17 protein-coding genes are annotated in these 15729 nt (G+C 60.4%); 12 read left to right on the plus strand and 5 right to left on the minus strand.

Translation table 11 applies throughout. The features are described 5' to 3' along the window. Positions 1-333: 333 nt before the first annotated feature. Positions 334-729 (minus strand): DsrE family protein, encoded by a 396-nt coding sequence (locus ACR3FE_RS14225; RefSeq protein ID WP_458207815.1) that lies wholly within the window; start codon positions 727-729, stop codon positions 334-336. A 1-nt stretch (position 730) separates the two neighbouring features. Next, positions 731-988, minus strand: a complete 258-nt coding sequence (locus ACR3FE_RS14230) for a sulfurtransferase TusA family protein (protein ID WP_458207816.1) — start codon at positions 986-988, stop codon at positions 731-733. 336 nt (positions 989-1324) lie between these two features. Here ACR3FE_RS14230 and ACR3FE_RS14235 point away from each other — a divergent pair, with 336 nt between their 5' ends. The 11 genes from ACR3FE_RS14235 (at position 1325) to ACR3FE_RS14285 (ending at position 13714) form a co-directional block, all read left to right on the plus strand. Next, entirely contained in the window at positions 1325-3055 is a 1731-nt protein-coding gene (locus tag ACR3FE_RS14235; RefSeq protein WP_458207858.1) for a 4Fe-4S dicluster domain-containing protein, read from the plus strand. A 1-nt stretch (position 3056) separates the two neighbouring features. After that, positions 3057-6212, plus strand: a complete 3156-nt coding sequence (locus ACR3FE_RS14240; protein ID WP_458207817.1) for a molybdopterin-dependent oxidoreductase — start codon at positions 3057-3059, stop codon at positions 6210-6212. Beyond that, positions 6202-7428: an Mrp/NBP35 family ATP-binding protein gene (locus ACR3FE_RS14245; protein ID WP_458207818.1), complete on the plus strand. Its 1227-nt coding sequence runs from the start codon at positions 6202-6204 to the stop codon at positions 7426-7428. Before ACR3FE_RS14240 ends, ACR3FE_RS14245 begins: the two co-directional genes overlap by 11 nt. A 157-nt stretch (positions 7429-7585) precedes the next feature. Further along, complete coding sequence (locus tag ACR3FE_RS14250; protein ID WP_458207819.1) at positions 7586-7987, plus strand: CBS domain-containing protein; 402 nt, start codon at positions 7586-7588, stop codon at positions 7985-7987. Between the two features lie 120 nt (positions 7988-8107). Then, positions 8108-8377 (plus strand): hypothetical protein, encoded by a 270-nt coding sequence (locus ACR3FE_RS14255; RefSeq protein WP_458207820.1) that lies wholly within the window; start codon positions 8108-8110, stop codon positions 8375-8377. 152 nt (positions 8378-8529) lie between these two features. Next, positions 8530-8730 (plus strand): hypothetical protein, encoded by a 201-nt coding sequence (locus ACR3FE_RS14260; protein WP_458207821.1) that lies wholly within the window; start codon positions 8530-8532, stop codon positions 8728-8730. Between the two features lie 154 nt (positions 8731-8884). Then, positions 8885-10192 carry a WD40/YVTN/BNR-like repeat-containing protein gene (locus ACR3FE_RS14265; RefSeq protein WP_458207822.1) on the plus strand — a complete coding sequence of 436 codons (1308 nt, stop codon included), beginning with the start codon at positions 8885-8887 and terminating at the stop codon, positions 10190-10192. 43 nt (positions 10193-10235) lie between these two features. Then, the gene (locus tag ACR3FE_RS14270; protein ID WP_458207823.1) at positions 10236-11459 is read left to right on the plus strand and encodes a PQQ-binding-like beta-propeller repeat protein; all 1224 of its coding nucleotides are present in this window, start codon (positions 10236-10238) and stop codon (positions 11457-11459) included. Then, complete coding sequence (locus ACR3FE_RS14275) at positions 11456-12238, plus strand: hypothetical protein (protein ID WP_458207824.1); 783 nt, start codon at positions 11456-11458, stop codon at positions 12236-12238. Before ACR3FE_RS14270 ends, ACR3FE_RS14275 begins: the two co-directional genes overlap by 4 nt. Before the next feature lie 25 nt (positions 12239-12263). Next, the gene (locus tag ACR3FE_RS14280; protein WP_458207825.1) at positions 12264-12803 is read left to right on the plus strand and encodes a DUF1684 domain-containing protein; all 540 of its coding nucleotides are present in this window, start codon (positions 12264-12266) and stop codon (positions 12801-12803) included. A gap of 128 nt (positions 12804-12931) precedes the next feature. After that, complete coding sequence (locus ACR3FE_RS14285; RefSeq protein WP_458207826.1) at positions 12932-13714, plus strand: SDR family oxidoreductase; 783 nt, start codon at positions 12932-12934, stop codon at positions 13712-13714. A 66-nt stretch (positions 13715-13780) separates the two neighbouring features. On the opposite strand, the gene ACR3FE_RS14290 is transcribed toward ACR3FE_RS14285, so the two are convergent. Both ACR3FE_RS14290 and ACR3FE_RS14295 read right to left on the minus strand, forming a co-directional pair. Continuing rightward, positions 13781-14014: a DUF2249 domain-containing protein gene (locus ACR3FE_RS14290; protein ID WP_458207859.1), complete on the minus strand. Its 234-nt coding sequence runs from the start codon at positions 14012-14014 to the stop codon at positions 13781-13783. 59 nt (positions 14015-14073) lie between these two features. Further along, positions 14074-14391: a DUF7521 family protein gene (locus ACR3FE_RS14295; RefSeq protein ID WP_458207827.1), complete on the minus strand. Its 318-nt coding sequence runs from the start codon at positions 14389-14391 to the stop codon at positions 14074-14076. Positions 14392-14574: 183 nt separating this feature from the next. On the opposite strand from ACR3FE_RS14295, the gene ACR3FE_RS14300 reads away from it, so the two are divergent. Beyond that, positions 14575-15207 (plus strand): helix-turn-helix domain-containing protein, encoded by a 633-nt coding sequence (locus ACR3FE_RS14300; protein ID WP_458207828.1) that lies wholly within the window; start codon positions 14575-14577, stop codon positions 15205-15207. Between the two features lie 121 nt (positions 15208-15328). Here the strand turns inward: ACR3FE_RS14300 and ACR3FE_RS14305 are convergent, their stop codons facing one another. Next, on the minus strand, positions 15329-15622 hold the full coding sequence (locus tag ACR3FE_RS14305; RefSeq protein WP_458207829.1) for a hypothetical protein: 294 nt from the start codon (positions 15620-15622) through the stop codon (positions 15329-15331). Positions 15623-15729: the final 107 nt, after the last annotated feature.

The following is a 15729-nucleotide window of genomic DNA, read 5'->3' on the forward strand; positions in this document are numbered from 1 at the left end:
TGGCTGTTGCGTTCGTGGTGCGTATCTCTCCCCTGAACCCACCGTACAGTGCCATAGCGATTCCGACCCAAATGATGAGGACAAAGGGGAGAACGATCTCGGTGAAACTCTGTGTTGTCGCTATTGAACCAGCAACAGTTCCAACTGTTATGATGAGAACCCCGACGGATTCAAGCCGGTTCATGTTCATCTGTAGTTGATGTCGTGGCTTTTAAATACACCCTCTGTATGCAGCACGCAAATTCTATCAGTTGCTGAGGATTTCAACAGACCCGTGACTGACACTGTTCAGGTGCTGCTTTTCGGAAAACGATGAGTTCGGGGTTGCGGTGTTCAGCCGAAACTGAACACGTGCGCGGCATCTGCAGTGACGCTGAGGAAGTCGGCAGCGCCAGCGAACCGCGTCGTCACGTCGTCGTCCATCCCTTCTTTTTCCCAGCCGAGCATATCGAGCGTCGTCGTGCACGCAACGGTCGTCACATCGTCGCCACCGCTCTCGACGAAATCGCCGAGCATATCGTAGGGGTTGGGCACGCCCGCATCGAGGAGGTGCTGGAAGCTCGAAAGGTCTTTCTCGCCTTCCATCAGGTGGGTCAGTCCATCGAACGTGAAGTAGACGATGACCTCGGTGTCCATCGCCAGCGCGACGTGTCCGAGGTTCATCGCCATGGCCAGACTCTTCGGGTCGTCGCTGTAGACGATGATGCCGATCTTGTTCACGTCGGCCACGTCAAGTCACCTTCCTGACGTGGTGTTTGTACACGGTCTCGTCGCCGTCCTCGTCTTCGAACTGATCGACGAGTTCGACACCGTCGGTGGCGTTCGCCCATCCTTCGATGTCTGGCATGCTTCCGGGGTCTGTCGCCTGTACTTCGAGCACCGCATCCGCGTCGAGTGCGTCGATGGCTTGTTTCGTCTTCACGACGGGGAGCGGGCAGTTCAGCCCCTTTACGTCGAGTGTCTCTGTGATTTCGTACTCTGTCGCCATGCAGGTTCACCAACTGCTTGTATAGTGTGTACAATATCATAGTACAAAAGTATGCTGTAGATTACCACGTCAGTCTGTGTCACATTTGTAGACATTCGATGGGGAACAGGGGGATTGCTAGGTGAATATCAGTGATATGATGGGATATACTGTTACACGATACGTCGGTTCGAACAGAGACGACCGAGTCAGAATACGATCACTGTTGTGGAATAATGTGGAATATCCACACAAGACTTAAGTGTTGTCGAACCACACGCTAACTATTAACAACCCAGCTAACAGAGGTGGGGAGACATAACAAAGTACGGATTCGTCATCGACAACCGCAGATGTATCGGCTGCCACGCTTGCACGGTAGCGTGTAAGACCGAGCACGACGACCCGATCGGTGTCAACAAGACGTGGGTGAAGTACATCGAGAAAGGCGAGTTTCCGGACACGAATCGCAACTTCTCGGTGATGCGATGTAACCACTGTGATGATTCGCCCTGTACCGACGTCTGTCCGGTCACGGCCCTCTGGGAACGCGAAGACGGTATCGTGGATTTCGACACCGAACGCTGTATCGGCTGTAAGGCCTGTATGCAGGGCTGTCCCTACGACGCCCTCTACATCGATCCGAACACCGAGACGGCGGCGAAATGCAACTACTGCTCACACCGCGTGGACACGGGACGCGAACCGGCGTGCGTGACCGTCTGCCCGGAAGACGCCATCCTCGCAGGCGACATGAAGAACCCGGAGACAGAGATCTCCCGGACGATCTCAGACCAGGAGGTGCAGGCCAGAAAGCCCGAGAAAGGTACCGAACCGAAGCTCTTCTACGTCGACGGTGACGAAGGGTCGCTCACGCCGGGTTCGACCGGGCGCGAGGAACATTACATGTGGTCGGACGCCCCGAATCAGGTCGAAACCCACGGTGCGGCCCGCGAGGACTTCGACCTCCAGAAAGCCGCGGAATCGCTCGCCGAGTCCGACGTATCGTTGTCGACCGGAAGCAGTGAGGAGGTTCGAAGCGACGGTAGCGGAAACGGTGGCGGTGGTTGTGGCTGTGGCGGCGACTGTTCGTGCGGCGGTGACTGTTCGTGTGGCAAGGGTAACGTCGCCTCCGACGGCGGTTACGACACGAAAGCGACGACCGGGAGTTCCACCGAGAAGAAGGCACGAACGTCGAAGGCGTACGAACTCCTCCACGAGGAGGCTCGTCGGGTGTACGACATCGGCGAGAGCCACTACGAATCGTGGGGATGGGAGGTCTACTCCTACACGATGACGAAGTCGATCTCGGCTGGCGTCTTCTTGCTTCCCGCACTGCTGATGTTGTTCGGTGTCATCGAGCCGGACACCACGCTGATAGGCGTCAGTTCGCTCGTCAGTGGCGTGTTCCTCGCACTCACCGGCCTCCTGCTCGTCCTCGACCTCGAACAGCCCACTCGGTTCCACTGGGTGCTCTTGCGCCCCAACTGGCGGTCGTGGCTGGTGAAGGGTGCCTACATCATCACCGCGTTCGGCGGCTTCCTGTCGCTCTCGGTGCTCGGATGGCTCCTCGGCGTCGAGGCCATCGTGAATCCCGTCGTGTTGGCGGTCGGCTCGGTGTTGGCGGCCGCGACCGCCGTCTACACGGCGTTCCTGTTCAGCCAATCGAAGGGCCGCGACCTCTGGCAGAGTCCGGCGATGCCGCTCCACATGCTCACGCAGTCATTCGTCGCTGGTGCGGGCGCGACGGCCGTTCTCGGTCTCCTCGGTTTCGAGGAACTCGTCGGCCCATCGTGGCTGGTTCTGGTCGGGGCTCTCGTCGTTCACCTGTCACTGGTCGCCTCGGAACTCTTCACACCGCACCAGACCGAAGACGCGGAGGAGGCCGCAGCACGTATCGTTCGCGGTCGGTTCAAGACCGCGTTCTGGGTCGGTGGCATGGTCGTCGGCATCGCGGTACCACTCGTCGCACTCGCGCTGTCCGGGAGCGCAGCGGTGGTCGCGCTCGCTGGCGTCCTCGCCATCGCCGGGCTGTTCGCCTTCGAGTACTGTTGGATAACCGCACCGCAGACCATCTCACTCGCATAACATGGGACACGAATTCGATCCGAGTTCGGTCGAGAAGTGGGCGCAGAAACTCGGGCTCATCTCGAATCGAACCGACGACACGAAGAAACAACGACAGCGCCTTCGAACGGACGGCGTCGAACGAATTGCCCCGGACGGACGACTCACCAGCTATCCGGATCCAGCCGACTGGCACGATTGGGTTGAATACGAGTCCAGTGGCGAACCCCGCGAGTACTCCGTCGTGCCGACCGCCTGCTTCAACTGTGAAGCTGGTTGTGGACTGCTCACGTACATCGACAAGGAATCCGGCGAGATACGGAAGATAGAGGGAAATCCTGAACACCCCGGTAGCCGGGGTCGTAACTGTGCGAAGGGACCTGCGACGGTCAACCAGATAAACGACCCACAACGTATCCGCTATCCACTGAAACGGGATGGCCCGCGAGGAAGCGGGCAGTGGAAACGAACCAGTTGGGACGACGCACTGGACGACATCGCGGGCCAGATGCGCGAAGCCATCGAAGACGACTGCGAGAACGAGATAACCTACCACGTCGGTCGCCCCGGCCACGAAGAGTACATGGATCGGGTCATCAACGCGTGGGGGCTGGACGGACACAACTCTCACACCAACATCTGCTCGGCTGGCGCACGAGCGGGGTACGCCTTCTGGCACAAGTACGACCGTCCGAGCGCGGATTTCGCCAACGCCGAGTTCATCCTGCTGTTGTCGGCACATCTCGAATCGGGTCACTACTTCAATCCGCACGCCCAGCGCATCATGGAAGGCGTCATGGAGGGCGGACAACTCGCCGTGATGGATCCACGGCTGTCGAACACGGCGGCGATGTCGAATTTCTGGTTGCCGACCCAACCCGGAAGCGAGGCCGCCGTCTTGCTCGCCATGGCTTCGGTCATCATCGACGAGGAACTGTACGACGCGGAGTTCGTGCGACGGTGGGTGAACTGGGAGCAGTTCTTGGACGAAGAACATCCGGGCCGATCGAGAACGTTCGAAGAGTACGTGCAGGTGCTTCGAGAGACGTACGCCCAGTTCACGCCGGAGTACGCGGCGGCAGAGAGTGGCGTCGATGCCGAGAAGATCGTGAAGGTAGCTCGGAAGATCGGCACCGCAGGCGACCGGTTCGCCTCGCACATCTGGCGGTCGGCGGCGTCCGGAAACTCGGGCGGGTGGCAGGTCAGTCGGACGCTCCACTTCCTGTCGGTGTTGACCGGGAGCGTCGGGACGAAAGGCGGCACGTCGCCCAATTCGTGGCACAAGTTCGATCCGCACCTACCGCGAGAGCCGCCACGCCAGAAGCTCTGGGACGAACTTCAGCTCCCCGTGGAGTGGCCCTTCGCCCACTACGAGATGAGCCAGTTGCTTCCGTACTTCCTCAAGGAAGGCCGAGGGAAACTCTCGGTCTACTTCACTCGCGTCTTCAATCCCGTCTACACCTACCCGGACGGCTTCTCGTGGGTCGAAGCACTCACCGACGAGGACAAGGTCGGTCTCCACGTCGCGTTGACGCCGACGTGGAACGAGACGGCCTACTTCGCCGACTACGTGCTCCCGATGGGGCACAGTCCGGAGCGCCACGACATCCAGAGTCAGGAGACCCACGCCGCGACGTGGGTGACGTATCGTCAGCCGGTGCTTCGGGAGTACGCCGAACGCGAGGGCGAAGATGTCGACCGAACCCACGAGGCCAACCCCGGCGAAGTCTGGGAGGAAGATGAGTTCTGGATGGATCTCTCGTGGAAACTCGACGAGGACGGCGAACTCGGCATCCGACAGTACTTCGAGAGTCCCAGCGAGGACGGTGAGTCGGACGATCGGGCTGACAGTGAAGGAGGCGATGTTGGTGGCAGCGAAGGTGACGACGAACCGTCCCAGATGACCATCGACGAGTACTACCAGTACGTCTTCGAGCACGAAGAGAATCTCGTGGAGGCGGCGGCTGAGAAGGGAATGGAGCCGCTGGAGTACATGAAACACCACGGCGCGTTCGAAGCGTCCACCAACGAGTACGAACTCTACGAAGACGACCTCGACCCCGCGATTCTGACCGAAGACGGCGTGTTCGTGGACGACTACGGTACCATCCATCGCCTGCCAGACGGTGCCGACGTCGGAGCGGAGGGCGTCGAAACCGTGACCGACGCCGACCTCGGTTACGAGTACGATACCGTGGCGAACGAGTCGGTCGCTGACCTCGATACAGAGGTCGTGGGCGTGTTAGTTGATGGCGTGCCGAAACGAGGCTTCCCGACGCCGACCGGCAAACAGCAGTTCTACTCGAAGACGCTCGCCGACTGGGGGTGGGACGACGAGCAGTACACCCTGCCACACTACATCAAATCCCACGTCCACCCGGAGAACATCGACTACGACGACGGCGAGATGGTGCTCGTCCCGACGTTCAGGCTGCCGACAGCCATCCACTCTCGCTCCTCTAACTCGAAGTGGCTCGAAGAGATATCCCACAACAACCCGGTCTGGGTTCACACGAAGGACGCCGACCGGTTGGACGTCGAGACGGGCGACCTCGTCCGCGTCGAGACCGAGATCGGCTACTTCGTCAACGAAGTGTGGGTGACCGAAAGCATCAAGCCAGGCATCGTGGCGATGAGCCACCACATGGGCCAGTGGAAGATCAACCGAGAGGAAAACGGTGAGGGAGAGATCGAAGAGGGCGGTGACCCCTACGGGAAGGTGACCGTCGACCTCGACAACGACGCGAGTATGTGGGGGATGCGACAGGCGAAGGGTATCACCCCCTTCGAGAGCGACGACCCCGACTCGGAGCGCGTCTGGTGGACGGACGGCGGTGTCGCTCAGAACCTCACGCACGCTCCACATCCCGACCCTATCTCGGGGATGCACTGCTGGCACCAGAAAGTGCGCGTTCGCCCGGCAGAGGCCGACGACTACTACGGCGATATCTTCGTCGACACCGACCGCGCGATGGAGATCTACCGCGAATGGGTTTCGAAAACCAAGCCCGCCCCGGGCCCGGACGGTCTCCGGCGACCGAAGTGGCTCAAACGCCCGGTCGCGCCACCGACCGACCCCGGCGAGGACGACGCCTGGTACGTCGACGGACCGATCGGACGACAAGAGCGATGGGATTCCGAATCGCAGACCGCCGTCGAGGACGACGATGGAGCGTGAGACGACTGCCACGACCGACCGGGAGCGAGCAGTGTTCGAAGCCATCCGGGGAGCGAACGTCGGCGAGGAGGAACTGTACGTCGGGCTGGCCGATATCGACGGACTCGGCCAGATCTCGCTCGAAGGACGGCGAGCAACGGTTTCCGTAACGCTGCCGATTCCTTCGGAAGAGGTCCGGTCGAGTCTCGAAGATGGGATTCGAACGGCTGTGCTCCAGTTGGACGACATCTCCGAGTTGGTAGTCGAGTGGCGGCCAGAAGTCACCGATTCCGGTGCTCGCATCGACGTGCTCCCCGACGTAAAGAACGTCATCGCGGTATCGAGCGGAAAGGGTGGCGTCGGAAAGAGTACGGTCGCCGTGAACCTCGCGGCAGCACTGGCAGATGCCGGAGCTTCGGTGGGGTTGCTCGACGCGGATATCTACGGGCCGAACGCACCGGTGATGCTCGGCTGTTCGGATACGACGCCTGCGACCACGACGGGCGACGATATCGTTCCTCGTGAAGCCCACGGCGTCAAGGTGATGAGTATGGATTTCGTGGTCGGCGAGAACGACCCGATCATCTGGCGCGGCCCGATGGTAGACGACGTCATCAAGCAGCTGGTCGCCGACGTGGCGTGGGGCACGCTCGACTATCTCATCGTCGATCTTCCACCCGGAACCGGCGACGCACAGCTCACGCTCGTCCAACATCTCCCGGTGTCCGGCGCAGTCATCGTGACGACACCCCAGACGGTCGCCGTCGACGATGCCCGACGCGGACTCGAACAGTTCGCTCGCTACGACGTTCCTATCCTCGGCATCGTCGAGAACATGAGTTACTTCCGCTGCCCGGACTCCGGCAGTACACACGAGATTTTCGGCGCGGGTGGCGGCGACCAACTGGAAGACGAGTTCGACGTTCCGGTGCTCGGTCACGTCCCTATCGACCCGACGGTCGGGATGGTGCCGGAGGACGATTCGAAAGACGACGACTCCTCGGGCATCTCGATTCCGCTCGTCGGTCGGTTGGCCCTCCCGCGAACGAGGGAGGAGCGAGAAGGAACCGGGGCCGTTCCTGCGGTCGTCCAGGACTCTCGGCAGGAGAGCGGCATCGTCCTCCGGAACGTGGCGACTCGTGCGGCCGCTCGTGTTGTACACTTCCATACAGCGTTCGACGACCACGATCACGACGTCAGCCACGGTCACGACCACCAGCACGACCACGACGACTGATCGCTCCGCGGGGGTGACTGGCGTCGGTTTTGTTCCCGGTCGTCTCTGCGTTGGAAGCAGGTACCTCACGACCAACGATAAAATAAGTGATATTATGGGGCTGGGCGATAAATACCGTGGTGACAATCCTTATGTGTGTTCCGAGACAATATCCGATATGGACGATATTTTTGTCGGCAGGCTCATGACGTCTGACCCGTACACAGTCTCGCCGGACACGCTCGTCGAAGATGCGGCACAGTTGATGCTCGACCACGAGATCGGTTCGGTTCTTGTCGTCAATGACGAGAACGAACTCGAAGGGATCCTGACGACGACCGATTTCGTCACCATCGTCTCGAAGAGCCATCCGAAGGCGGAAACGTCGGTCTCCGCCTACATGACGACGGACGTCATCACTGCGACAGCCCAGGATTCGATCCGCGATATTGCAGATGCGATGGTCGAACACGGGTTCCACCACATGCCAGTTCTGGACGACACGGAAGGCGTCGTCGGCATCGTCTCGACGACCGATTTGACCGCCTATCTGTCGCACGTACAGACGTCGAGTCCGTAGCGACCGAATCCGGAATCGAACCATTGCAACTCGATAGGGCGGTCGTCTCGGTGCCGAGTGAGTTACCTCTATCTGATAGATGCCAAAAGCAATATCGACGTAACGAGAGGTGCCACGTACATGGATCGTGCTCCCGAACGCTCACCGGTTCGACTCATCACGACCGTTTTCGCGTTCATCGGTTGGGCGGGAATCGTACTGTTCCTGCCCCAGTTCTGGCAACTGTTCTGGACTCGGCTGGGAACGATGCAACACTCCCTCGCGTCACAACTCTTTCTCGTCATCGGTGGTGGCACCCTTCTGAGCGCGATCATCGCGATCCCGGTCTTGGCGATGTGCCTCCCGATCTTCTGGTGGCTGAAGCTAGAGACGGAGTCGCTGGCCGGGTGAACGACCTCTCGCCCCGCCAGTTGACGATCAGAACGAATTTCGGTCCAAATTGACGTTCTCGCGGACGAATCGTTCGAAAGCAGATGGTACGAAATCGAAAGGCAATTCTGTCACAGAAAGGTTGAAGTGTGAGTATCAATGACACACATCACATGGGGGTCATCATGACACTACCCGACGTGTTCGAGTTCGTTCGTTGGCTCGACGGGACGATTCCCTTCTTCGCAGTGTTACCTGCGTTCATCGGCGTCATCGTCCTTCTGCGGTTTTTCGCCTCCGAGTTCCGTCTCGACCGACCGACTCCGACCCAACACGACAGCGAGTTCCGATTCGATCCGGACGATTTCGACTGAGAACCAGCGAGACGGGAGCTGAAACCCACCGTTTGGTCGGCTCGGTTCGACTCGGGGAGCCGAGTGGACTGCTTTGGCGGGATGAGGAGACTGTGGCTTGGGAGTTCCCTGTCGGGCAAAAGGCCTGTCCGTCCCGCGCGAGTAGGACGAACCGATGGAAGAGTTCGTTCGTTCTCGCCACGGGTTCATCCCGTTCTATCGGCGGTACACGAAGACGTGGATACACGCGCTGGCGACGGCAGGATTGACGGCGTTCGGGATGATGACGTTTCTGCATCGCGGATTCGCGGTCGTCGCTGTCGCCGTCTACGTCCTACCCCCGATCCTTCTCTATCTCTTCGGAGCTGATTCGGTCGGACGACGCTCCACCGAAGAAACGCCATCGTCTGCTCCAGACTCTCACTCGACTCCTACAGATTCACCCTCGCCTGCTCCAGAATCTCCCTCGAAAGCGACAGCCACCACCGACTCCGCGACCGACTCGGATGACACAGCCCAAGAAATCGACGAAGACGTCCCGACGGGGTGGCTGAGGGCCGACACCCCGACCAACGCGACGCTGTTCGATGCTGTCGTCACCGCAGACGGTGCATACGCCGTCGGCGAAGATGGCGTCGTTCTCGCGGACAGTTCCGACGAATCAGACGAAAGCGGTGCCAGCGAAACGGACGGCAACAGTGCCGACGAAATGGATGACACTGGTGTGCGTCCGTGGCGCGTCGCACTCCCGGACGGCCCACGTGCGGAGGCGCGCGACCTGCAAGGCGCGGATGCGACCGACGACGGGGCAGTGTGGTTCGCCGGAGACGGTGGTTCACTGGGTCGGCTGAATCCGGAATCCGGTCGTCACACCGACTACTCCGCGCCGACCGGCATCACTGACAACTGGACTGCTATCGCCGTCGCGGGGCCGACCGATGGTGAGACGATACTCCTCGCGAACGGTTCTGGACAGGTGTTGTGCGGTCAGAACCGGGATGGCGACATCGCGTGGGATACCCCGGTGAAACCTGGAAGTGGGTCGAGTCTCTGTGCAGCAACGCTCGTCGATCCGTCGGTCGGCTATCTCTGTGATACGAGCGACGGCGTGTTCGAGACGACCGACGGCGGTGAGTCGTTTCGGCGGGTCGGTATCGACGGTGCGAATGGCACGCTCACCGATATCGCGGCGACTGCTCGTGACGACTGCGCCGTCACTGCCGACGACGGTGTTCTCCATCGATACGACGGAAACTGGACGCCGACGCGACTCGGTGACGAATCCCTATGGTCGCTCGCGTGGGGTGGCGGTCGGGCAGTCGCGGCCGGTGACACCGGAATCATCTACGAGCGTGCGGGCGAGACGACCGACTGGGAACGGTTCACGACACCCGTAACGGGGTCGCTTCGAGGGGCCGCGGTCGGCTCTCGTCGAGCGGTCGCCGTGGGAGAAGGTGGCGCGGTCGTCGTTCGAGACCGGTGACATCCGGAGAGTGTTTATCATCTGTCGGCAACGATTCGAGGTTATGGTTCCCGAACACTCCCGACGAGCAGCCCTCACCGTCCTCGGTGCCACGCTCGTCGGTTCCTCCCTTCTCGCTGACCAGTCAGGGCTCAGTGTCGCGGATACGGACGAAAACGACGCATCGGTCGATTGGCCGATGGAACGCTACGACCCGGCTGGAACCGGGTACAATCCGGCAGCCTCCGGGCCGAAAGACGGCTATCGGGTTCGGTGGCGTCGTGAGCCGGATAGATTTTCGGGCGGCGTCGTCTCACCCATCCTCCTCGGTGATACACTCTACGCGACGGGCAGGAGTGTGATCGCCCTCGACACCGTGACGGGTTCGACGCGCTTCTCCCACGAAGGGTCGTATCGGTCGAGTCCAGCGCGGGCGAAAGCGAACGCGTACGAGACGGATACGCTGGCCGTGACCGCACCGACCGGCGTCTACGGCCTCAATGCAGGTGGTGGTGTCCGTCTCTTCGACTACGAGTTCGGCGTCGAACGATGGCACACCCCCCGTCCCGAACCGGAATTCGGCGTCTTCGGCCCACCGACTGCGATACCGCCCGTCACGGTCGGGAGCACGGTCTACGCCGCCATTCCCGGGAGTGGCGACACCGCCCACATCGTCGCACTCGACGCGAACAGTGGCCGAGAGCGGTGGCGTCACTCCTCCGGCGACGAACTCCGTCGCTTCGCGGTTCACGACGGAACGCTGTACGCCGCAAACTGGCCGTCTCGTGTCAGTGCATACGACGCGAAGACCGGTAATCGGCTCTGGTGGCGCGAACTCGACGAGCAGATGGTGCTCGCGCCGACCGCGACGGATGATGCGGTCGTCGTTCCCTATCGAACGGGCGTCGTCGCTCTCGACCCCCGCGATGGGAGTACCCGCTGGCAGTTTCGGCACGACGGGAACGCGACCGAAGGGGCTGCTGCGGTCGCCGAGGGTCGCGTGTTCGTCCTGCCAGCGGGCACCGAATCACTACTCTCGCTCGACCTCACCACTGGCGAGAAACGCTGGTCTGCCCCTGTCTCGGGTGAGGGAACGCCGGTCGTCGCAGACGGTGTCGTCTACGCAACCTCGTTCTACACGAACGAGTTGGTCGCACTCGATGCAGCAACCGGAGCCGTTCTATGGAAGTTCGAAACGCGCTTTCCGCTGTCGGCACCCGCTATCGGCGACGGAGTGCTGTACGTCGTTTCACACGACCGAATCGTCGCATTGGAGGCGGGTCGATGAGTGACGCCGCGCGGTTTTCCGTAGATGACCCCCACGCTGGCGCACATCGAACCACGACCGGACTCCTCCGCGAGGCGGTCGGTCGTCTCGGTCGTGACCCGACACTCCTTGTTCCGTTCTTCGTCGCAGGCGTCGTTCTCGGTATCGTCGACTGGTTACGGCGAATCGATCCGATTCCAACGACTGTCTCTGACAGCCTCCGGGAGTCAGGGGTGACGGTGACGTTCTTGCTCTACCCGACCGGGACTGAGACGACGGGACTTCGACTCGCAGCACTCGTCGATCTGAAGTTCCGATATCTCCTCTGGGCGGTCGGTCTCGAACTGCTCGCGTTACTCGCGGTCGGCATCGCTGGCTGGCTCACGTTCACGCGAGCAATGGACGCGGAACGGACGATGGACCTGACGAGGAACGGTTTGGCCTCCTATCTCGGATTCATCGTCGTCATCCAGTCGTCGTTCCGCCTTCTCGGACTGTTCGATGGACTGGGATGGGTCACGCTCGTCGTACTCGTCGGTCTCTTGGCGGCGTTCGTTCGGTTGTTCGTCGCTCCGGCGCTCGTCGCCACTGGAGTGGGGATTCGAACCGCAGTCACACGGAGTGCGAGACTCACCACAGGCGAGGGTGTGACGGTGTTCGGTCTCGTCCTCGCCATCGGTTTCTCGGCATGGATTTTGGGGAGTATCCCCGTCGTCGGTGCGTTCGTAAGTGCTCTGCTGGTCGCTCCTGTTCACGCCATCTCCATCGTCGTCTTCCTCGAATCCCGCCCAAACGCTTGATTAGCTCCAGACCGTACCCTTCTCTATGAGCGTAGACTGGCGCGAGACCCTCCGAACTCGTCGGACACAGAAAGACGAGTACTTCGCGGAGCATCCCCACTCACCGATCCCGTCCGACGAACGAGAGTCGTTCGAAGGACTCGCGTACTATCCGCTGGACGACGACTATCGATTCGAACTCTCGCTTCACGAACACGACGAGAAAGAACAGATCACCGTCGCCACGAGTACCGAGGGTGAACGGGAGTACCTTCGCTGGGGTGAGTTCCGGTTCACGGTCGATGGTGAGGAGGCGACGCTGCAAGCGTACAAATCCGACCGGGACGACGACCGACTCTGGGTTCCGTTTCGTGACGCGACCAGCGGCGACGAAACGTACGGTGCGGGCCGCTATCTCGACCTCGAACGGGAGTCACACCGAACGTCGGACGGCGAATGGCTTCTCGATTTCAACGAGGCGTACAATCCGACCTGCGCTTACTCCGAGCAGTACGACTGCCCACTCCCGCCGACGGAGAGCTGGCTGGACGTACCTATCGAAGCCGGGGAGAAACAGTACCACTGACTCGGCGGATGACGTGATGCAGTACGGAGCATGACGTGGTGCAGTGAAAATCACGACGTGATGCAGTACGAAGCTCCGAGTGACAGGCTGCAGTAACACTGACACTGGATGCGGGCGAAGGTTCTCGTATGGATGGATTACTCGACGATAAGACGACAGTCGTAACTGGTGGGGCCAGCGGAATCGGACGAGCGATCGCGCGACGGTTCGCCGAGGAAGGTGCCGATATCGTCGTCGCGGATATCAGAGAAGAACCGCGTGAAGGGGGAACCCCGACCCACACGCTCGTCGAAGAAGAAACCGACGCAAGTGCCGTATTCGCCGAGTGTGACGTGAGTGACCCTGCCGACGTGAGTGCTGTGGTCGATACCGCCGTCGAGGAGTTCGGAAGTCTGGACGTGATGGTGAACAACGCAGGAATCGTCGGGCCGGAAGGGCCAATAACCGAGATCGACCCCGAGGAGTACCAACAACTCCTCGACATCAACCTGAACGGTGCCTTCTTCGGCTCACGGGCGGCGGCGATTCGGATGCGCGAGACCGGCGGCGGCGGCAGTATCGTGAACGTCTCCAGTGTCGCCGGGATTCGGGGCTACGGCAATCTCTCGCCGTACTGCACCTCGAAGGGTGGCGTCCGCTTGTTGACCTACTCGCTCGCGTCGGAACTCGGCCCGGACGGGATTCGAGTGAACGTCATCCATCCCGGCGTCATCGAGACGGCGATGACGACTGACGACGTTCCGATGGTCGGGACGGAGACCGGTGAGCAGATGAAAGAGACGATTCCGCTCCGTCGGTTCGGCACGCCCGACGATGTCGCCAAGACCGCCCTCTATCTGGCGAGCGACCTTGCCAGCTACGTGACCGGCGAATCCATCATCGTTGATGGTGGTTCGGTGAATACGTCGTAGGCTATCGAATCGTACTTTCGATCATCTTCAAAAACCGCCATGGGAGCCACGCGACAGGTGTGTGGCCTATTTTTTCGGGAACTGGGCGACGAACTTGTTCGCACTTTCGTGTTCTACACTGTAGTTGTCGGCGTCGAACGCATCCACTTCCGCCTGCATCTCGTAGAACAGCGGTTTCGGGTCGTGGTCGTTGATGAGTTCGAGTGCGTCACCGGAATCGAGTGACTCGAATGTAGATCGGATAAGTGGATGCCGTTCAGGTGGGGGTATCTCTCGGACGTCGAGTGTCGTCATGCGAATGAGGCTAATCAGCGGAGGGCTATCGTGATTGTCCCGAACGTGTTCGCATCTTCTACAGGTCACTCCTTCCGCGCCGAGGCGGTCGGTTGGTCGGGGATGCGAAGCGAGTACGTGAGCACTGCGAACCCGAGCACGGTGAACAAACTCTGGATGCTGAGACTGAGATCGATATCGGCTCCGACGACGCGGTCGAGTCCGCCACCGAGCGCCGAACCGACCGTGACGAGACCGAACCCGAGCGTCATCAATTGCAGGGACCTGGCCGTCGTTCGTCGGTACGCGCGATACGAGTAGAGCGTGATCAGCGCACCCAGGACGAGCGTTACCACTCGAATAGCGAACAGAAACGTCGAACTCATGAAGGTGGGCGGGGTCATGACACACTGTTCGCGCCGAATCACATTATAGACAGCCGAGGATTTTCAAAAGTCGGGAACGGTCGAGAAGATGACTGCAATTTCCGATGATGTCGGTGAGAGAGCCCGTCGTCTGACTGTGGTGGCAGAGTGAACATGTTCGTAACTGATTACTGTGAGTAAAACACTGATTCAGAGAAGACGATGGCAACTGCGAAACTATCGATCACGCTTCCCAAAGGGACGTGGATCGGTGACATATCGACGGAGTATCCCGATGCACAGTTCCGGGTGTTGGCAGCCTTGCCCGCCGACGACACCGGGGTCGGTTTGCTCGAACTCACGACCACCGAACTCCCGACGGTCATCCGTGAGATCGAAAACCACGACAACATCGTTCGACTCGAACTGCTTCAGGCCTCCGACGACACGAGCCTCATCGAGTTCGAGACGACCGAGCCGCTTCTCCTGCTATCGGTGCAGGAGTCCGCGATTCCACTGGAACTCCCGCTGACCATCAGCGATGGCGATGCGTCGTTCGAAGTCACCGCCTCGCGGGAGCGACTCTCCACCCTCGGTACGCAACTCGACCTGTTCGGCATCTCTTACGACGTGGAGTACGTCCGCGAGATGGTCACCTCCGAGAGTCTACTGACCGACCGCCAGCGACGATTACTGACGACCGCGGTCGATTGTGGCTACTACGATTCGCCCCGGACGTGTACGCTCACGCAACTCGCGGAGAAGACGGATATCGCCAAATCGACTGCCAGCGAGACGCTTCACCGAGCCGAAGGGAAGGTCATCAAACAGTACCTGAACGAGGAAGACGAGTAAGTATCAATACGGCCGAAGTCGTACTCAGTGGAGAGATTGCCTCGAATCTCCCGCCTACTCATCTACTGCTGTGACACCGGACGAATCGGCGTACTCGGTTCGGTCGAAATCCTGAAAAGAATTACTGGTCTGCGATATTCTCGGTCGTTTCTATCTCTTCGACCTCGAAGTCGTCACCGCGTCCGCCACGGAATCGACGGAACACCAGCGAACCGAGGGCCGAGATGACTACCATGGCACCGACCACGGCGAACATCGTTCGGCTTCGAGTAGGCGCCGACTCTGCCGATTCTGAATCGTCTACTGTCTCTTCTTCCATCACTTCTTTCATCTTTTCTTCTTTCTCCTCGCCGAACGAGGGGCCGAAGTGTGCGCCATCGAAGTGTAGTTCGAACATAGTGATCTTGCGAGCCATACCTTTAGCTACGACGTTCGAATACTTATAGCAATAGTGACACGTGGTGCCAACGAGGTCGCTCCAACGGTTCTGAAATCTCGGCTGCCGAAACCGGTCCCCCGGGT

It is taken from the genome of Haladaptatus rarus, assembly GCF_054177585.1.